The organism is Nitrobacter vulgaris (genome assembly GCF_031453995.1).
Taxonomy (GTDB): domain Bacteria; phylum Pseudomonadota; class Alphaproteobacteria; order Rhizobiales; family Xanthobacteraceae; genus Nitrobacter; species Nitrobacter vulgaris.
Genome location: NZ_JAVDPZ010000052.1, coordinates 1 through 18,501 on the forward strand (window position 1 = coordinate 1; position 18,501 = coordinate 18,501).

The window sequence follows — 18,501 nt, forward strand, 5'->3', positions numbered from 1 at the left end:
ATACAGGCGAGTTGAGCTGCGGCACAGTGAATCAGCGTGCACGTGGCGCTCGCGAGACATCGTCATACGTGATGTAGTCGCCGCATGACGATGACGGACGACAGGCTTCCCAACGATCCCGGCATGCTCAAGGCGATGCTGCTGGCCGAACGGGCACGCGCAGCGCGGCTGGAGCAGATCATCAAGGAACTGCAACGTCATCGCTTTGGCCGTCGGGCCGAGACGCTGCCCGCGGATCAGTTGCTGCTCAGCCTGGAGGATATCGAGCAGGTCGAGGCGAGCCGCGACGCAGCGGCCGATGCAGCCAATACAATCGAGCGATCCAACCGGGCCGCCCAGCGCCGCAAGAACAGAGGATCGCTGCCGTCGCATCTGCCGCGGGTCGAGATGCTGGTGGACGTCGACGATCGTGCCTGCCCGTGTTGCCACCATGCGCTGCACCGGATCGGCGAGGATGTGAGCGAGCGGGTGGACATCGTCCCGGCCCAGTTCCGGGTCCTGGTCGTGCGCCGACCGAAGTATGCCTGCCGGGCCTGCGAGACCATGGTGCAGGCACCGGCGCCGGCGCGGCTGATCGAGGGTGGGCTGCCGACCGAGGCCACTGTGGCGCAGGTGCTCGTCGCCAAATACGCCGATCATCTGCCGCTGTATCGACAAGCCCAGATCTACGCACGCCAGGGTATTGATCTGGATCGCTCGACCTTGGCCGATTGGGTCGGACGTGCCGCCTTCCTGCTGCGGCCGGTGCATGAGCGGCTGCTCGCCGGACTGAAGCGGTCGCCCAAACTGTTTGCCGACGAGACGACCGCACCGGTACTCGATCCCGGACGTGGCCGTACCAAGACTGGCCAGCTATGGGCCTATGCCCGCGATGACCGGCCCTGGGGCGGCGCCGATCCGCCCGCCGTCACCTATGTCTATGCGCCCGATCGCAAGGCCGAGCGGCCGATCGCCCATCTCGCCGGCTTCACGGGCATTCTTCAGGTCGATGGCTATGTCGGCTATCGGTCGCTTGCCGAGCGTGGCGACGTGCAACTCGCGTTCTGCTGGGCCCACGTCCGCCGACGCTTCTATGAACTCGCCGTTGCCGGTCCTGCACCGATCGCCAGCGAGGCGCTCGAACGCATTGCCGGTCTCTACGCGATCGAAGGCGAGATCCGTGGCCGCAGCGCCGACGAGCGTCGCGCCGTCCGCCAGGAGAAGAGCCGACCGATGATCGACGAGTTCGAACCCTGGCTCCGCGCCAGGCTCGCTCTGATCAGTCAGAAGACCAAGCTCGCAGAAGCTATCCGATACGCATTGTCGCGCTGGCAAGGGCTGACGCGCTTCATCGACGACGGCCGCATCGAGATCGATTCCAACGTCGTCGAACGCGCCATCCGCCCGATTGCACTCAATCGCAAGAACGCCCTGTTCGCTGGCTCAGACGGTGGCGGCGAGCACTGGGCCGTCATCGCCTCGCTGATCGAGACCTGCAAGCTCATCGGCGTAGAACCGCATGCCTACCTCGCCGACGTCATCACCAGGATCATCAATGGCCACCCCAACAGCCAAATCGATGGACTGCTGCCTTGGACCTATCCCGCTGCGCAAGACCTCAAATACGTGGCCTGAAAACAGCGCTTACAGATCATCGTCGATTACTTCGATCGATCGAAAGCCGGGCGCCCGCGCCGTCTCGACCAACTTGTACTGGCGTCGCCGGCTCTCGGTGTTAGTCTCGACCTGGGCTTGGTCGACTGGCGAACATAGACCACGGCCTTGCGGCCCAAGACCGTGGCGGGAACGTCGTCATTCGACATCGTCACGCTCCACCGCGGTGGCGCCGGCGGCCTGCGCTAGGAGATACGCCAGCAATGCAATGGACCGCGACCGGTCGGTCGTCGGCAAGCCCGACAGCGGTCGTGGCCCGAATGTTAGGTTCAGCGGATGGGTCGGCTTGGCTGTTGACCGGAGCTGGGGCGAGCCTCGCATTTGGGTCCTCCTGGACGGAGCTTCGCCTGAATTCACAAGCGACGAGTAGGCGATGCACGTCAGCGAGCGTTGCGAGCGAGGGACGCGATTCCCCCCATCTGCGTTTCGGCGCAGAAGATCGGATCGAGCATTCAGGCGGCCACGATCAGAATCTCGCCGGGGGAAGCTTTTGCGAAAGCGATCTGGCCGTTGGCCGGCGGCTCAGGCCTGCTTAGCCGAACACGGCGTCCATAAAGTGCATGCCAGCGATAAGAAACTTCAACATCCTGACCGATATGGGCTGAATGGACGGGTGATTGCTTTCAACCGAAAGAATGCGCTCTTCGCCGGCTCCTACGGCGACGCCGAACACTGGGCCGTCATCGCTTCGCTGATCGAAACCTGCAAACTCAACGGCGTCGAGCCGCTCGGCAATCTCACTGACATTGTCACCAGGATCGTGAACGGCCACCCAACAAGCCAGATCGACGATCTTCTGCCCTGGGCCTACATCCTTCCGCTCGAACCAAAGCCGTGGCCTGAGAACACTGCTTACACTAGTTCGACATTAAGCCTGCGAACTTATTAGAACAAATATCGAACACCGTCTGTCAGCCTGATTTTCTCAAAATCCCGAAAAAATGCTGCCTTATCTGTAATCGATAAATGCACCAAATTTGCCAGGTCGCTACGGGGCGCATTGTTTAGCTGTCGGTTTCTTCTTTATGTGGCTGTTTCAGCATATTTTGCGAACCCGAACGCAGTGACTGCTGAATGTATTCGACAGACTCAGACAGATGGCTAGGAAACGATCTTGAATGGCCGATGTGGTCCAACAGAAGCGGTTGCCGACGATCATTGCCATTCCCCAGACGCTACGCGAGCAGGTTCGCAATCTGCGACGTAGGTACGACTATCCAAAGAAATTATTGCCTCCAGCCCAGCGATGCCTTTAGAAAGATAGTACTTCAGCGATTGTCGCTCTTCGACGAGCCGATTGTGTATTCGCTGTTGTCTGCGGGCTTACGTTTTTCATCGGTTTGATTCGCGAGTTGGCGGCCAGCCTTAGTATCGTTGCCATTGTAAGTATAAAGCTAAGCGTCATCGCGTCGTGGGTGCTCGCAAGACAATTCAATCGCGGCCGGAGTCGTTTAAATCTGATTTAATTTCCTTAAACTCAAATTTACTCTCCGCAGGAACTTGGTTGAAAGTGGCATTTTCCACGATCCAATTAACTGTGCCGAAATAGGGACGGGTTAATTGATTTAGTCGCTCACCTGTCGTTTCTCGATCATAGACTTCAGAACTAAGACTTTAACTGAGTTCGCGAGAAATCCTCGGGTAGGCCGTGATGTCGTCCCAAAAAAGCCGCTGCCGTCTCCCAGACACCGATACCTGACGATGCGCCCTTGGGGTGCATATGGGCGCGTCGTGAGTTTGGGGACAACTAATCAGGAGATATGAATGGCCGGAATTCCTCTTAGCTGGAATGACTCAATTTTCAGCAGCGTCACCAATTCTGGTTCTGTCATCCTAAAAAACGGGGGAGCAGTTTCGAACAAGAGCATCACGGACAGCGGCAACATGGCTTCGGTTGTCGGCGAGGGCTCGTTTACTGTAAACCAGGTCCGCATTAATTCGAGAGAAGGTGTGCGTCTCGGGGGAGATGGCGACATCGTCATCAATAATTCATATATCGAAACAACCGGCACTGGTGCCGATCACGCCGACGGCATTCAGGCTTACAGCCCTGGCTCAAGTGGCAACCTGACTATCACGAACTCGTCAATCGTATCGCATAATACCGCGGCAAATGCTGGGCTCTTCATCGCGGACAATTACGGCGGCTCGGTCACCCTGAACAACGTGGTGTTCCAAGGAGGGCCAACTGGTCTGAAGATTTACGCAGATGATCAGCCCATCACTGTAGCCCTCAAAGACGTGTATTTTGTTGGGCCGTTCATGTTTGACCCGTTGGTTATTGAGGAAATCAGGTCGGACATACACATCACCCAATGGGATAATGTGCGTTACGCAACGATCGTGAACGGTGAACTCGTTCCGGGAGCTCTGATTAAGGCGCCCTTACCGGTGGAGGGGGGTAATGCTGCTGCGCCTGGAGTGCCCACAATTGTTTCGGTTTCAGACGATAGCGGGATCGGGAGTGATGGGATTACCCACGATAACACAATTACTCTCACGGGCAATGCGGCAGCTAACAGCGCCGTGAAGGTGTTTGACGGCACAAAGGCGATTGGCACGGTCACGGCGGCCAGCAACGGCGCGTGGTCGTTTACGAGCTCGGCACTAGCGGATGGTGCGCATAAATTCACGGCAACCGCCACAAGTTCGGGCGTCACGAGTCAGGCTTCGGCAGCGCGTTCGGTGTCGGTGGATACTGTCGCCCCAACTGCGCCCACGATAAAGATGTCGACTTCGGCGGCGACGCTAGCCAGCACTCATGTCGCCCAGCTAACGGGGACTGCGGAGGTCAATAGCACCGTGAAGGTGTTTGATGGCTCTACCCAGATTGGCACCGCCACAGCCAACAGTTCTGGCGCATGGACCTTTACGACAAAGTCGCTCACAAACGGCGCCCACAACTTCACTGCCAAAGCCATGGATGTGGCCGGCAACACCGGTGCTGCGTCTACGGCGCTTGCAGTTACGATCGCGACGCCGACCGCTCCGGCGACACCGAACGCTCCGACGATCGCATCTTTCTCGCAAGACAGCGGCGTCGTCGGTGATCATATCACCAATGATAACACGCTGACACTGACAGGAACGGCGATCGCTAACAGCACCATCAAAGTTTATGATGGCGCGAAGCAGGTCGGCACCACAACGGCAAATTCTAGTGGTTCGTGGAGTTACACGGCGGCAGCTTTGAGTGACGCCAAGCATACGCTGACGGCCACGGCGACGGATAGTCAGGGAAAAACCAGCAGTGCATCGGCGAATCTTGACGTTACGATCGACACAACGGCACCGACTGCGCCGACGATTGCATCGACCTCCGGCGGGACGGTTCAGTCGGCGACCGCGAGAGCGGCATCGTCGAGTAACAACGTTGTCAACCTGACGGGCACCGGGGAGTCCAAAAGCACGATCGATATCTTCGATGGAAGCAGCAAGATCGGTACGGCGACGGCTGCTGCAGATGGGAGCTGGAGTTTCACTACCAGCCAGCTTTCGACCGGACAGCATACGTTCACGGCGAAAGCGACTGACGTGGCGGGCAATATAGGCAAGACATCGACGGTTCTCAATGTGAGTGTCTCTTCATCGACGTCGGAGGGACCAGCGGCTCCGAAAATCGTCTCGTTTTCGAGCGACAGCGGCAAGGTTGGTGATTTTATTACCAGCGACAATTCCCTGACCTTGAATGGGACGGCTACGGCCAACAGCACCGTTACGCTCTATGACAAGGGAGGAAAAATTGGCACCGCGACCTCCGATGGTACGGGCGCCTGGAGCTTCAAGACGGCTACGCTCACCGATGGCGCCCACAATCTGACGGCGACGGATACTAACTCGGTCGGTAAGACCAGTGCGGCCTCGGAAGCCGTTTCCGTTACGATCGACACTCATGCGCCTACCGCACCGAAGATGGGGATCTACTCGACGAGCGGCACTGCGGTCAGCGGCACAACAGCGAATAACGACTTCATCCTGAAAGGAACCGCTGAAGCATCTAGTACAGTGAAGATTTTCGACGCTGATAAGCAGATCGGTACCGCTACAACAAACAGCAGCGGTGCCTGGAGCTTTGAGGCGACCGATCTAGCCAATGGCGGTCACAACTTTACCTCCAAGGCAATGGACGCCGCCGGCAATACCAGCTCTGCCTCCGCAGCCAGCGGGATAACGGTGTCAGCACCAACGACAGTACCAAAAACAGCGTCGATCGATTTCACGAATCTCTATGAGGGGTGGAACGATACGGCCACCATCAAGGGCATGGCCAATCCCTACACCCAGATCAAGCTCCTTGATGGAACCCAATCGCTCGGGTCAGTAAAGGCGGGTTCGGACGGTTCTTGGAGCTTCAAAACGTCCGCTTTGTCGGACACTGTCCATACCTTCTCGGCCCAGCAGATTGATAGCACCGGCCGAGTGGTCGCGACGAGTCCGGACAAAGCCATTCTGGGCACGACCCGGAGCGACACTTTGACGAGCACGACTGGCGACGACTTATTGGTTGGTAACGGCGGCTCCGACACATTTGTGTTCGCCAATAATTTCGGCAACGACACCATCAAGGACTTCGAGGCGGAATACGCGGTCGGATGGAGACACGATACAATCCAATTCAGCAAAAGCGTGTTCGATGATTTTGCGAGCATGATTTCCCACGCGAGCCAAGTTGGTCAAGACGTTGTCATTTCCACAGGCAGCAACTCGCTAACGCTGAAAAATGCCACTCTGAGCGGTCTTGATCATTATGACTTTCACTTCGCGTAAGCGTAAAACGGGTGCGTGCCGTGTGATGGGTAGGTGAGTAAATCTACCGGGGTCATCTAACGGTGATATGACTTGGGGGAACAATCATGACTAACTCCGGAAGGCCGGGGCAAATGCCCCTGCCTGCGAGGACCGCATCCGATTTCGCCTCGGCTTTTGCGAGGGCTTTGCCTTCACTGACCGGGCGTGTGCAATCAATGCTCTCGACGGGACGGGCGCGCGTCACGCTGGAAGGTGTCGTGGAAGACGCGCGCAAGAAAATTTTCTCGGGCCGCTCACGGCCCGGCGACGAGTATGCCAATTCAAAATCCGAGATCGCCGGGTTTGTGAGATCGTGTCGCCAGATATTCTGGGGCATGGCGGCGTTCAGCGGCGTGAGCAATATTCTGATGCTCACCGGATCATTTTTTATGCTGCAGGTCTATGATCGGGTTCTGCCCAGCCGCAGCATTCCAACGCTGATAGCCTTGCTGGCGTTAGCAGTGGTGCTTTATGCATTTCAAGGAGTGCTCGATCTCATCCGCAGTCGCATCAGCGTTCGTATCGGCCGCCATCTTGATGAGACGCTTGGCCTGAGGGTGTTCGATGCAGTTGTCCGGCTGCCATTGAAGACCCGGGGCGACGGTGACGGCTTGCAGCCTCTTCGTGATCTTGATCAGGTTCGCAGCTTTCTTTCGAGCGGCGGGCCCTCGGCGCTTTTCGATCTTCCGTGGATGCCCGTTTATATTGGCATTTGCTTCCTGTTTCACTTCTGGATTGGCGTCGCGGCTCTTGTTGGCACATTGATCCTGATTGTCATCACGATTCTGACCGAAGCGCGAACGCAAGCCCCGGCCAAGGCGTTTGCACAATTTGCCGTGATGCGTAATGCGTTGGCGTCCGAGGGGCGGCGCAACGCCGAAGTTTTGCATGCCATGGGTATGCGGCGGCTGGCGGCACTTCGTTGGCGAGAGGTCAATCAAAAGTACCTTGCCGCGCAGGAGGCCGCGAGCGATGTGGCAAGCGGTCTGGGCGGGACGTCGAAAGTTTTTCGTGCAATTCTTCAGTCGTCGGTTCTGGCCGTTGGCGCCTATCTCGTCATATATCAAGAATCCACGGCGGGCATCATCATCGCCGGCTCAATTCTCACCTCTCGCGCATTGGCGCCCGTCGAGGTCGCAATTGCCAACTGGAAGGGCTTCGTCAGCGCCCGACAATCTGGTCGCCGGCTGGACCAACTGTTGACATTGTTGCCGGAGGAGAAGGAACCCCTGTCGCTTCCCCCGCCGGTCCAACACGTCACGGTTCAGCAAGTGCATGTAAATGCTCCGGGTTCGGAGAAGCCGATCGTCAACGACGTCTCCTTCAAGTTGTCGAAGGGCGACGGGTTAGGGATCATCGGTCCGAGTGGCTCGGGAAAGTCCACGCTTGCACGCGCACTTGTTGGCGTTTGGCCGCAACTGCGCGGTAAGATCAGTCTGGATAATGCAGCGCTGGGCCAGTGGTCGTCGGAGGCTCTCGGTCGACACATTGGTTATCTTCCGCAGGATGTTGAGTTGTTCGACGGCAGCATCGCTGTCAACATTGCGCGTTTCAATCCGCAAGCAACCGCGGAGGCGGTGCTAGAAGCCTCCTGTGCTGCCGGAGCCCATGATCTCATTCTCTCGTTCCCGAACGGGTATGGGACAAGGATCGGCGAGGGTGGAATGACGCTCTCGGCCGGCCAACGACAGCGCATTGGACTCGCCCGAGCGTTCTACGGCAATCCGTTTCTTGTTGTACTCGACGAGCCGACATCGAATCTGGATGCAGAGGGCGAGGAGGCGCTTACCGAGGCCATCCTAAGCGCGCGGCGTCGCGGCGGTATCGTGGTGGTGATAGCACATCGTCCAAAGGCATTGGACGGGGTCGACCATGTAGCGGTTCTCGCTGAAGGGAAGATCCAGTCGTTCGGTAAAAAGGATGATGTTCTTCGCAAGGTGCTTCGAACGAATGCACCGCCGTTGAAGGTGGTAGGAGACACTCGATGAGTGCCGTCGACACCTCTGCACTGTATTCGATCCAGCGCTATACCGTGGCCGGGATATTCATCGCCACCCTGGTAACCTTAGGTATCGGCGGTTGGGCTTCTACGGCTGAGTTGTCGGGAGCCGTCGTCGGGCAGGGCTCGATTATCGTCGATTCGAGCGTCAAGAAAGTGCAGCATCCGACTGGCGGTGTCGTCAGCGAACTGCGTGTGAAGGATGGCGATCGCGTCAAGGCAGGTGACATTCTGGTGCGTCTCGACGAGACCCAGACTCTCGCGAACGCTACCATTATCTCGAAGAGCTATGATGAATTGCTCGCGCGCCAGGCTCGTTTGGAAGCAGAGCGCGAAGGTGCGGAGCAGTTGACATTTCCAAGCGTTCTGCTTGATCGCGCTCAAGACATTAATTCAGAGGCGGCCCGCGCGATTGCGGCTGAACGAAGCTTGTTTGCTCTTCGCCGGTTGGCCCGAGAGGGGCAAAAGGCGCAGTTGAAAGAACGCGGCGCCCAACTTCGCGATGAAATCACGGGCTACACCGGACAGCTCGAGGCCAAGCAAAAGGAAGTGGGTTTCGTCCACGAGGAATTGGAAGGTGTTCGGCAGCTTTGGCAGAAGAAGCTCGTGCCGATTACCCGATTGACTGCTTTGGAGCGCGATACGGCTCGTCTCGAGGGTGAGCGCAGTCAGCTGGCTGGGATGATCGCACAAGCCAAGGGTAAGATATCCGAAATTGAACTTCAAACCATTCAGATCGACCAGGATTTGCGGACGGAGGTCGGCAAAGATCTGATTGAGGCCCGCTCGAAAATTTCCGAGCTTTCCGAGCGCAAGATCGCCGCGGTGGATCAGCTTCATCGCATCGATATTCGCGCACCGCAGAATGGTCGGGTTCATCAACTGACCGTGCATACGGTCGGCGGGGTTATCTCGCCCGGTGAGCAGATCATGTTGATCGTGCCGGACAATGATGCATTAGCTGTCGAGGTCAAAATTGCTCCGCGCGACATCGAACAAGTCTACGTGGGTCAATCAACTTTCATGCGCTTTTCAGCACTTAACCGGACAACACCGGAGATTGAAGGCGACGTTGTTCTGGTATCCGCTGATCTGACTCAGGATCAGCGTACCGGAACAAGCCATTACACGGCGCGAGTGTCGCTCAAGGCGGACCAGGTCGAACGACTTGCCGGCGCCAAATTAGTGCCAGGTATGCCGGTCGACGTCTTCATACAGACGCCTAGCCGAACAGTCTTGACCTATCTTATCGAGCCACTGAAAGAGCAGGCGGAGAGAGCTTTCAAAGAACGATAGGTTTGAGCGCCGCATTGAATACTACAGAGCGTGGCAACTCGCCGTTGATGGGAAATCAGGCGCTTTATTAGGCTTGCAATGAACGTTCATCCGGATGCGGATTTCGACAATGTCCGTGTGTCTTCGTCGTGCCGCCAGTTCTGTACGTCGATAAGAGGCTCGATGCTTGAACCCTCAATCGCAAGACAGGTGAGGTGTCCTGTTGCAAAGGCGCCGGTATCGATATTTGCGCGATTCGAACGTATGTCGGGCGCGCGGACCGGAGTGTGACCGTGCACGATGAATTTCTCGAACGGCTTTTCCCAGGAAAGAAAATCATCGCGTATCCATAGAAGATCTTCCTCCCGCTGCCTGGCTATGGGGATTCCAGGACGGATTCCGGCATGGACAAAACAGAAATCGCCGCTGCAGAACGATAGGTCAAGCGTTTCGAGGAAATTGAGATGTCGGGCCGGAATAGATTTGCCGAACTCGATCGCCAGAAGTTCTTGCTCGCAGGCACTTGGATTAATTGACGGTGTCAATCCGTAGGATGTCAGCGTTTCCATACCACCGAAAAGCCGCCAATCTTTGAGCGACGAGGGGTCATGAAGGAAGCGAGGAATGAACGATTCATGATTGCCCTTTAGGAAAACGGCTTCGCGGGAGGTGGAGCATTCTACAAGGATATCAAGGACTTTTCGGGAATCCGGTCCGCGATCAACGTAGTCGCCCAGAAAGACTATAAGCGGGCGATCGGACGGATGCCGATTGTCATCTACTTGGATTTGGAATAGCAATTTCTCAAGTAGATCTGCGCGCCCGTGAATATCTCCGACCGCGTAAATGCGGATGCCATCCGCGAGTTTGGCTTTTTTTTTGAGATCCGAGGTTGCGCGCAATCTCCACATAAGCGGCACCTTTGCTTATAGCGATTGACATCAAACAATACTCAACTTTCAGCGTGACGAACATCCATCGATCATATTAATACTGGTGATAGTGTTTGCGCCAGAAGCGTATTATTTTGGAAGACCGATCACTCCATGGGCCGGACACGATGCGGCCTTGTTGACGGATCGCATTGACCGCAGCATGCATCACGAAAAATTGCCGCGCGGTTCATGTTGTCTGGAGTTGCACAAGACATGTCAAACGGAATGAGGTATCCAGGGCCTGGTGATACGGACGCATGGCTGGCGATTATCCGACAGTTCCTCAACGTGTTGGCGCGCCGGAAGAAAGATCAGTTTAATCGCCGCGTGTCCATCGGTGATCTATTGACGGAGCGTGCCGATAACGCCGCGATGTATGGGTTTGGTGAAGGCACCACCATGTACGATAACGTGCTCGTGCTGGGCGATGTGCGCGTGGGGCGTCATACCTGGATCGGGCCTGGGTGTATTCTGGATGGGTCCGGTGGAGGACTCGAGATCGGCGACTGGTGTTCGATATCTGCGGGGGTTCAGATTTATACCCATCATACTGTAAAGCGTTCGGTGTCGCTCGGTGCTGAACCGGTAGACTACGCGTCGACCCGGATTGGAAACGGTGTTTATCTCGGTCCAAACACGATTGTTCAGATGGGTGTCGCGATCGGAGATCAGGCAGTGGTTGGCGCAAACTCGTTAGTCAATCGCAACATCCCGCCGCGGACTAAGGTGTTTGGGTCACCGGCCCGGGTCCGCTGATCGGCGGCAGCCTCTCCTACTGCAGCCTCACTGCGCCCCGACTACGCTTTAGAGCGTTCACCAAAATCAAACGGAACGCCGGCGCGCCACTCTGGCACCCACCCTCATGGGCCACCTCAACCCCGAGCATCGCATAGGACCGAAATTACTGCGCCGCCCCAGCGACGACGTTAGCGCGGAGCTTGCTGCAATCTTAATGGTGACGTCCCCGTTCTTTAATATCAGCGCTCGGACTCGTTTGACTGACAGATTCGCCGTAGCGACATTAATGCGCAGAACCCGACCGCCCACCGAGAGCGGGCAGCTCGCGCCCACCTCAAGACTTCAAAGAAGTTTTTGCCCTAACGCTGCCAGCTACCCGGTTCGCCGAGGGGCATCCGGCTTGCGTTCTGCTGGTGGCCATATACGGCGGTTCTATGAATTTTCGAATCCGGTCTGTCGCCGACCGCCAGAGAACTATGCTTTAGCAAAAATCCGCACCTATGGGAGTATGGAAAGAGAGCCCGAATTACCTAACAGACCGACATTTAACGAGGTATTTCCCGCGTGGGGAAGTGAATAATAGTTTATTTTTTATTCGACTAAGGGTACAATTCAATCTATAGGTTATTAACATACGTGGGAGCATAAGCCATGCTTACTGGCATTCTATGGCGTGTACGGCCAATTAAAGGCCGTCATCAAGTTGACTAGAGGCCAATGATTGGATTCGGTTAGATCAACTTCACGATGCGCCTCGAGGTGACCCATGGAATGGTTTCGCCTACCGAGTGCAGTGAAAGCGCGGGCCGGCACCAATCACTGCAATTTTTGAATGCTGTTCTCTGGATGACGCGCCGGGGTATGTCGTTGGCACGATTTGCCAGCGCAGTTGGGCGACTACTGTGGGTACTATTTTACTGAGTCGAGATAAAGCTCTGGACGACATAAGCGGTGTTTGCAACGTCGATCTCAACGCTGATGATCGTTCGAATCTTTGGCATGATCTCTATCGGAAGGATAGATATGGCCCCTACGTATGTGGGCTTACGGAATACGCTCGTCCGTGACCGCGAAGCAAATGCTCAAGGCGCTGGGGCTGATCCACACGGACGCTCGGCTAAAGGGCGCGAGTAGTTCGATAGGCGCATGACCTCTATTTAAACTTAAGTTCTTCGGAGTGTAGGTTGGTCCTCACCATCGAATTCATTCGTCAAAAAAGAAATAAGCCCGAGGTTTGCGAGCTATAGCCATTTACAATTGTTTAGATCTTTTCTCGGATCACCCATGTTTCTACTAGCGCGTGCTCAAAAGTTTTTTAAGACGCGTTCCCATGCCCGCAATATCGATTCCGACCGAAAGCGCCTCAGGCTAGTCGCCGAGGCGATAGAAGGTGCGATCGAAGTTGCAGAGGCTGAACGCATCGGTTTGGGTCGACGGATTGAAGACACCCTCGCGCGTGCGGCTGTGACTTTCGGAACCGGGACTGACGAGTATCTTGAACGCGATGCAATCGACAGTAAATTTCAAGATCTATTGGGTGCCGAAATCAAAAATGGAGAGCGCCGATTAACAGATCTCGAAACCCAGATTGGACATCTGAAGTTTCTCCAGACAGCGTTGATCACACGCTTTCCGGAACTGAAATTAGCTTCCTCAAGATCTTACTAAATGACCTCATCCGGCTTGCATAGCGCTCGCACACGCCACAGCGTGCATCATGGCACGGCGTTCCATCGTGGAGCGGCCTGGGGGTATCGGAATGCCAGCCAAGATGGCCAAGCAAATGCGTCAGCGACACCAATTACAATCATAAACGAAACCTGCCGAAGGACTTCGACGCGATCGTGATTCGAAATGCGATGAGGGTCAAGCGCGCGCAATAGGCCTTGGTTAGCATCAGCAATCGACGGAGTTATGTATTATTTAATGTTGGTGGTCTGCATTTCACTTGCAAGTTCGTCCAACTCCGGTTCAAGCGCCTCTTGCCATGTTGGCGGTGTAATGCCGAACACTTCCTGCACTCTGGTCAGGTCGAGGCGCGAGTTAAGCGGCCGCTTGGCTTTAGTGGGATAGTCTTCCGTCCGTAGAGGTAAGACCAGTTTCACTGCAAGAGCGACATTACGAGATTGCAGTCCCTCAACAATCGAAGCGGCAAAACCGTGCCAGCTCGTCTCGCCCGCAGTCACGATATTGACAACACCTTCGGCCTTCGTAAAGCTATGACATAGGTCGCACGGCTCCATTGCAGTCAGTTGCTCTATCGCGTTCGCAATGACGCGCGCCGAAGTGGGCGCGCCGACCTGATCTGCAACAATTCTCAGTTCCTTACGTTCGCGCGCTAAGCGCGCAATTGTTCTGAGAAAATTACTGCCGCGCGCAGCATACACCCACGATGTCCGGACGATCAAATGTGGTCCCGCTGCTTCGCGGATTGCATCTTCGCCGGCTAGCTTGCTCCTGCCGTATACCGAAAGCGGATCGGCGGGACTATTTTCTAGTGACGGCTGATCGCACTTTCCATTGAATACGTAATCCGTCGAGAAGTGGATCAATGGAACGTTACGCGCGGCCGCCCAATGCGCTATGAAACGCGGCGCATCTCGGTTAATCTTGAAGGCTAGTTCCGGCTCTTCTTCAGCGCGATCGACAGCGGTATAGGCAGCTGGGTTGATGATCAAGTCGGGAGCAAATTTGTTGAGAGTATAACCAAGGCTTTGCGGCGCGGAAAAATCGAATGTCGGCCGTGGAGGAGCAATCACTTCGTGCTTGTCCCATAGGATCGCGAGCAAGGCGCCGCCGACTTGTCCAGTTGTCCCTGTAATTAAAATCCGCATGTCGCAGCACCTCGATCTATATTTTTCGATACGCCTGGGATATCCCAACATCCGTTCTCCATGGTAGAGCCGGTTGGCGATAGCTGGACTTGGAAACGTGCAACGACGTTGCTGGGTCGATTTGAATGCTGGGAATTCCGGTTATTAGTTGAAGGTCAAAATCATAACATCAGCCGCGATCCTGGTCTCAGACTTCCCCGTAGCGCGGAAGACGAGAGATGTCCTTGAGCAGCGCGGCAGCTGAATCGCGCGCAGAAAGAGAAGGGTCGTCGATCCCCCAGGCTATCGCCAGTTCGGGATCGTTCCAGCGCACGACGATTTCGTCCTTCGGACTGTAACTGTTATCGCACTTGTAGGAGAAATCGGCTGTGTCCGATAGCACAACAAACCCGTGAGCAAAGCCGCGCGGTACCCAAAGCTGACGACGATTGTTATCATCGAGTTCTACGGCAACGTGCTGGCCGAAGGTCGGGCTGCCATACCGGACGTCCACGGCGACATCCAAAACGCGTCCGTTGACGACGCTAACGAGCTTGCCCTGGCTCATCGGATTCTGAAAATGAAGCCCCCGCAACACGCCACGGGCAGATCGTGATAAATTGTCCTGCACGAAGGGCCGCGAAATCCCATGTACGGCATATCTTTCCAGTTGGTAGGTTTCCAGAAAAAAACCTCTGGAGTCGCCGACAATCTTGGGTTCGATAATCAGCACTTCAGGGATGGGTGTAGATATGACGTTCATCTAACGAATATTTTCTCTGAGGGCGGCCAATTTAATGCTTATAAAAGTATGTAACATCAACTAGCGCCATTGGCGGCGTTGGTTGTTACTTTATAGTTTAACCTTTTTGAGGCCCCATGAAAGGCATTATCCTTGCTGGCGGAACTGGCTCCCGTCTTTTTCCGGTTACGACTGTCGTCTCAAAGCAGCTGCTTCCGGTGTTCGACAAGCCGATGATCTACTATCCCCTTTCGGTACTCATGTTTGCTGGAATTCGCGAAATCTTACTGATTACTACGCCTCAAGATCAAACGCTGTTTCAACGCTTACTCGGTGACGGCAGCGATTTCGGATTGAGATTCTCATATACCGCTCAGGATCATCCTCGAGGATTAGCTGACGCCTTCATCGTTGGACGCGATTTTATCGGATCAGATGCGGTCGCTCTGGTTCTGGGCGATAACATATTCTACGGACACGGTTTGCCCGAGCTTGTTACCAAGGCGTCGGCCCGTAGGGTGGGGGCCACAATATTCGGCAATGTCGTCAATAACCCCGATCAGTACGGCGTGGTCGAACTTGATGCTTCCGGCCGCGCAATTTCGATCGAGGAAAAACCTGCGAAACCGAAATCCAACGTCGCGGTGACCGGGCTTTATTTCTATGACAACGACGTCGTCGAAATTGCTAGCAGGATCGTGCCTTCCGCCCGCGGCGAAATCGAAATTACAGACGTTAATTCAGCCTATATGGAACGCGGCGATCTCTTTGTCGAGGTTTTGGGCCGCGGCTTCGCCTGGCTCGATACCGGGACGCATTCCTCGCTGGTTGAAGCGAGTCATTTTGTTCAAATTCTGGAGCAGCGTCAAGGTCTGCGGATCGCCTGTCCCGAAGAGATCGCGCTCCGTCAGGGTTATATTTCTCTGGAGCAATTCGGTCATGCGGCCAGAAAATGTGCGAAAAGCAGTTATGGCGAATATTTAATGTCCGTTTATCGTAACTTTGAGACGAACAAATAGTAGCAGGATCATGTTATGCGATTCGAAGGAGCGACAATTTTCGTGACCGGCGGCGCTGGCTTCATTGGTTCAGCGGTGTGCCGGCATCTTCTCGCCGATACGCAAGCAAACGTCGTTAATCTCGACAAGTTGACCTATGCGGCCAATCTTAACAATATCCCAAATGGCGTCAGTAACTCACGTTACGCTTTTGAACGCGCAGACATTTGCAACGGGCCGTTGCTGCAACAGCTGTTCTCAAAGTTCCAGCCTCACGCGGTGATGAACCTTGCCGCGGAAAGCCATGTCGATCGGTCTATTGATGGCCCAGGCGAGTTCATACAGACGAACGTCGTCGGCACGTTTTCTCTGTTGCAGGAGGCGCTGCGTTATTATCGCGGACTGACAGGTGCACAGCGCGAAGGATTTCGCTTTCTGCACGTCTCCACGGATGAAGTTTTCGGTTCACTTGGAGAAAGCGGCTCCTTTTCCGAGGTTTCATCCTATGCTCCGAACTCGCCTTACTCGGCAAGCAAGGCTTCGTCGGACCACTTGGTTCGCGCGTGGCATGAAACGTATGGGCTACCGACGCTCATTACCAATTGTTCGAACAATTATGGTCCTTACCATTTCCCCGAAAAACTGATTCCTCATGCGATTATCAAAGGACTGGCAGGCGAGGAGCTGCCTGTCTATGGAGACGGGCAAAACATCCGTGACTGGCTTTTTGTTGAAGACCACGCAAAGGCTCTTACGCTAGCGCTCGAGCGTGGCGGGGTCGGGCAGACTTACAATATTGGGGGACGCAATGAGCGAACAAATTTGCAGGTCGTGAAGGCCATTTGCGATTTATTGGACGAGCTTTCACCACATCCGTCTGGCTCTCGGCACGATTCGATCTCATTTGTTGCCGATCGACCTGGGCATGATCGACGCTATGCCATTGATGCTTCCAAGATAGAGCGCGAACTTGGCTGGAAAGCTGAGAAAAATTTCGAAAGCGGAATTGAAAGTACGGTGCGCTGGTACATAGAACAGAAGCATTGGTGGCAGGCCATTCTTGCACGAGGTTACGTTTCAACCCGAGTCGGACTTGGTCAATAACATCGTATCGTACATTTTCAGCGCGCTCAGCCGCGTTTCCCTGAGTCTGAAGTTGGCCTTTCGGCTGCCCGGAAGTTGCCGCGGGGATAGCGCGCCGTGACGATGAGTTGTTTTCGGCCACGGCAGGCTCCGCCGCCGTGCTGGTGCCCCGCAGGCTGAGATGGCCTGGACGCAGCAATCGACCGGGCGTGAAACTAACACGGCAAGCAAATGTGGCGGATAGCCCTATGTCCAGTCATAGTCGCGAATCAGCACCGATCGATCATCAATGATCGTGTTTTGTATCGATGTCCAATGCCGGTCGCCGATGCCCCGGCACCTCCACCGCGTCTCTTTGGCGCCTTGATTTTTTCATAATATCGGTCCGAAATGTTCGAATCGATTAGTCCTTGTCTTTCCAATTAATCTGCATCTAAATTTCAACCATAGGTCGTAAGGTGCAGGAATAATAATCTTTTGTGGGGTTGGATGGACGATGGAGACACTTAAAGGCGCGCTGTTAGAATAGATAAAGCTCGGCCTAAAGACATGGGGGAGAAGTATATTGACTGCGGAAATGCCTAGTAAATTCACTCCGAGTGCATTGGGATTGATGACTCTTGATGAACTCTGGTCGCTGCATGAAGAGATAGGCAGTATACTTACAGCTCGGATCCGGGCAGAAAAACTCGAGCTGGAAAAGCGTTTGGCTGTACTTCATCGAGGAATGGCCTCGCCCAGGGAGCAAACTGACGATGAATCTAGGCCAGTCGCCAAGAGGCGACGGAAGTATCCCCGTGTTCTCCCCAAATACCGCAATCCTCAACGTCCTACCGAAACGTGGTCGGGTCGGGGCAAGTTGCCGCGTTGGCTAATGGTTGCCACAGAAAATGGGCAACGGATCGAGGAGTTTCGGATCGTCGACGCAAACGTTTCTCTGGAGAGACAGAGGGCTTAAGGCTTTCTTGCGTGCGAGCTTGACGCCATCCCTCCATTCGCCCGCAAATTTGGAAGCCGGCGAATCGGGCGTAGCGCTCCGTAACCATTGTCCAGCGGAGCATACGGCCGAGCCACTGCTGATCATATTGCCCAAGCGGTAGGGTCATTCTGCCGTTAGAGCGGATTCGGCTTAATCCGGTTCATAACCAGCAGCGGCGAAGAAGTTGGCGCATTCCTGCGGCGTGAAGGTCGGCAGCAATGCGCCGATGCGGCTCCACAGGCCGTCGACCGTTCGCTCGGCCGCCTTTCGCAGACGTGCCTTGAGCTTGGAGAAGGTGTTCTCGATTGGATTGAAGTCGGGGCTGTAGGGCGGAAGGTACAGGAGCCTGGCTCCTGTCGCTTCGATCGCCGCGCGCACGCCGGCGCCTTTGTGGCTGCCGAGATTGATGGGGTGGACGCCCCTGACGGCATCGCTGTGCCAAGGTGATGTCGTTGATCATCACTGGAACGGAGGCGTCCATGTTGGAAGTTAACACAA

General features: G+C 55.4%; 13 protein-coding genes and 3 pseudogenes. 10 read left to right on the forward strand and 6 right to left on the reverse strand.

Going from position 1 to position 18,501, the window contains the following annotated elements:
- Positions 1–84: 84 nt before the first annotated feature.
- Positions 85–1,614, forward strand: a complete 1,530-nt coding sequence (gene tnpC / locus GGQ85_RS19200) for an IS66 family transposase (protein ID WP_309775862.1) — start codon at positions 85–87, stop codon at positions 1,612–1,614.
- 12 nt (positions 1,615–1,626) lie between these two features.
- Here tnpC and GGQ85_RS19205 read toward each other — a convergent pair.
- Together GGQ85_RS19205 and GGQ85_RS19210 are read right to left on the reverse strand one after the other, a co-directional pair.
- Positions 1,627–1,802, reverse strand: a pseudogene (locus tag GGQ85_RS19205) (recombinase family protein); the annotation flags it as partial.
- A complete protein-coding gene (locus tag GGQ85_RS19210) occupies positions 1,792–1,974 on the reverse strand; it encodes a hypothetical protein (protein WP_309775863.1) in 183 nt (60 codons plus the stop codon). The pseudogene GGQ85_RS19205 and the gene GGQ85_RS19210, both read right to left, overlap by 11 nt.
- Before the next feature lie 289 nt (positions 1,975–2,263).
- On the opposite strand from GGQ85_RS19210, the pseudogene GGQ85_RS19215 reads away from it, so the two are divergent.
- The 4 genes and pseudogenes from GGQ85_RS19215 to GGQ85_RS19230 all read left to right on the forward strand — a co-directional run.
- Positions 2,264–2,542 (forward strand): annotated as a pseudogene (locus GGQ85_RS19215) (transposase domain-containing protein); the annotation flags it as partial.
- Positions 2,543–3,417: 875 nt separating this feature from the next.
- Positions 3,418–6,420, forward strand: coding sequence for an Ig-like domain-containing protein (locus tag GGQ85_RS19220; protein WP_309775864.1), 3,003 nt, complete (start codon positions 3,418–3,420; stop codon positions 6,418–6,420).
- Positions 6,421–6,533: 113 nt separating this feature from the next.
- Positions 6,534–8,429, forward strand: a complete 1,896-nt coding sequence (locus tag GGQ85_RS19225) for a type I secretion system permease/ATPase (RefSeq protein WP_309775865.1) — start codon at positions 6,534–6,536, stop codon at positions 8,427–8,429.
- Positions 8,426–9,736 (forward strand): HlyD family type I secretion periplasmic adaptor subunit, encoded by a 1,311-nt coding sequence (locus tag GGQ85_RS19230; RefSeq protein WP_309775866.1) that lies wholly within the window; start codon positions 8,426–8,428, stop codon positions 9,734–9,736. Before GGQ85_RS19225 ends, GGQ85_RS19230 begins: the two co-directional genes overlap by 4 nt.
- Positions 9,737–9,822: 86 nt before the next feature.
- Here GGQ85_RS19230 and GGQ85_RS19235 read toward each other — a convergent pair whose 3' ends face one another.
- Entirely contained in the window at positions 9,823–10,626 is an 804-nt protein-coding gene (locus tag GGQ85_RS19235) for a metallophosphoesterase (protein ID WP_309775867.1), read from the reverse strand.
- Between the two features lie 237 nt (positions 10,627–10,863).
- Between GGQ85_RS19235 and GGQ85_RS19240 the strand changes: the two genes are divergently transcribed.
- The gene (locus GGQ85_RS19240; protein WP_309775868.1) at positions 10,864–11,406 is read left to right on the forward strand and encodes an acyltransferase; all 543 of its coding nucleotides are present in this window, start codon (positions 10,864–10,866) and stop codon (positions 11,404–11,406) included.
- A gap of 1,266 nt (positions 11,407–12,672) precedes the next feature.
- Complete coding sequence (locus tag GGQ85_RS19245; RefSeq protein ID WP_309775870.1) at positions 12,673–13,056, forward strand: hypothetical protein; 384 nt, start codon at positions 12,673–12,675, stop codon at positions 13,054–13,056.
- Between the two features lie 251 nt (positions 13,057–13,307).
- Here GGQ85_RS19245 and rfbD read toward each other — a convergent pair whose 3' ends face one another.
- Together rfbD and rfbC are read right to left on the reverse strand one after the other, a co-directional pair.
- The gene (gene rfbD / locus GGQ85_RS19250; RefSeq protein ID WP_309775872.1) at positions 13,308–14,222 is read right to left on the reverse strand and encodes a dTDP-4-dehydrorhamnose reductase; all 915 of its coding nucleotides are present in this window, start codon (positions 14,220–14,222) and stop codon (positions 13,308–13,310) included.
- 187 nt (positions 14,223–14,409) lie between these two features.
- Positions 14,410–14,964 carry a dTDP-4-dehydrorhamnose 3,5-epimerase gene (rfbC, locus tag GGQ85_RS19255; RefSeq protein ID WP_309775874.1) on the reverse strand — a complete coding sequence of 185 codons (555 nt, stop codon included), beginning with the start codon at positions 14,962–14,964 and terminating at the stop codon, positions 14,410–14,412.
- A gap of 116 nt (positions 14,965–15,080) precedes the next feature.
- Here rfbC and rfbA point away from each other — a divergent pair, with 116 nt between their 5' ends.
- The 3 genes from rfbA to GGQ85_RS20980 all read left to right on the forward strand — a co-directional run bounded on the left by rfbA (position 15,081) and on the right by GGQ85_RS20980 (position 17,982).
- On the forward strand, positions 15,081–15,962 hold the full coding sequence (gene rfbA / locus GGQ85_RS19260; protein ID WP_309775876.1) for a glucose-1-phosphate thymidylyltransferase RfbA: 882 nt from the start codon (positions 15,081–15,083) through the stop codon (positions 15,960–15,962).
- A gap of 15 nt (positions 15,963–15,977) precedes the next feature.
- Positions 15,978–17,045, forward strand: coding sequence for a dTDP-glucose 4,6-dehydratase (gene rfbB, locus GGQ85_RS19265; protein ID WP_309775877.1), 1,068 nt, complete (start codon positions 15,978–15,980; stop codon positions 17,043–17,045).
- Positions 17,046–17,751: 706 nt separating this feature from the next.
- Positions 17,752–17,982, forward strand: coding sequence for an H-NS histone family protein (locus GGQ85_RS20980; protein ID WP_374708929.1), 231 nt, complete (start codon positions 17,752–17,754; stop codon positions 17,980–17,982).
- Between the two features lie 171 nt (positions 17,983–18,153).
- On the opposite strand, the pseudogene GGQ85_RS19275 reads toward GGQ85_RS20980, so the two are convergent.
- Positions 18,154–18,408 (reverse strand): annotated as a pseudogene (locus tag GGQ85_RS19275) (transposase); the annotation flags it as partial.
- Between the last annotated feature and the right edge of the window lie 93 nt (positions 18,409–18,501).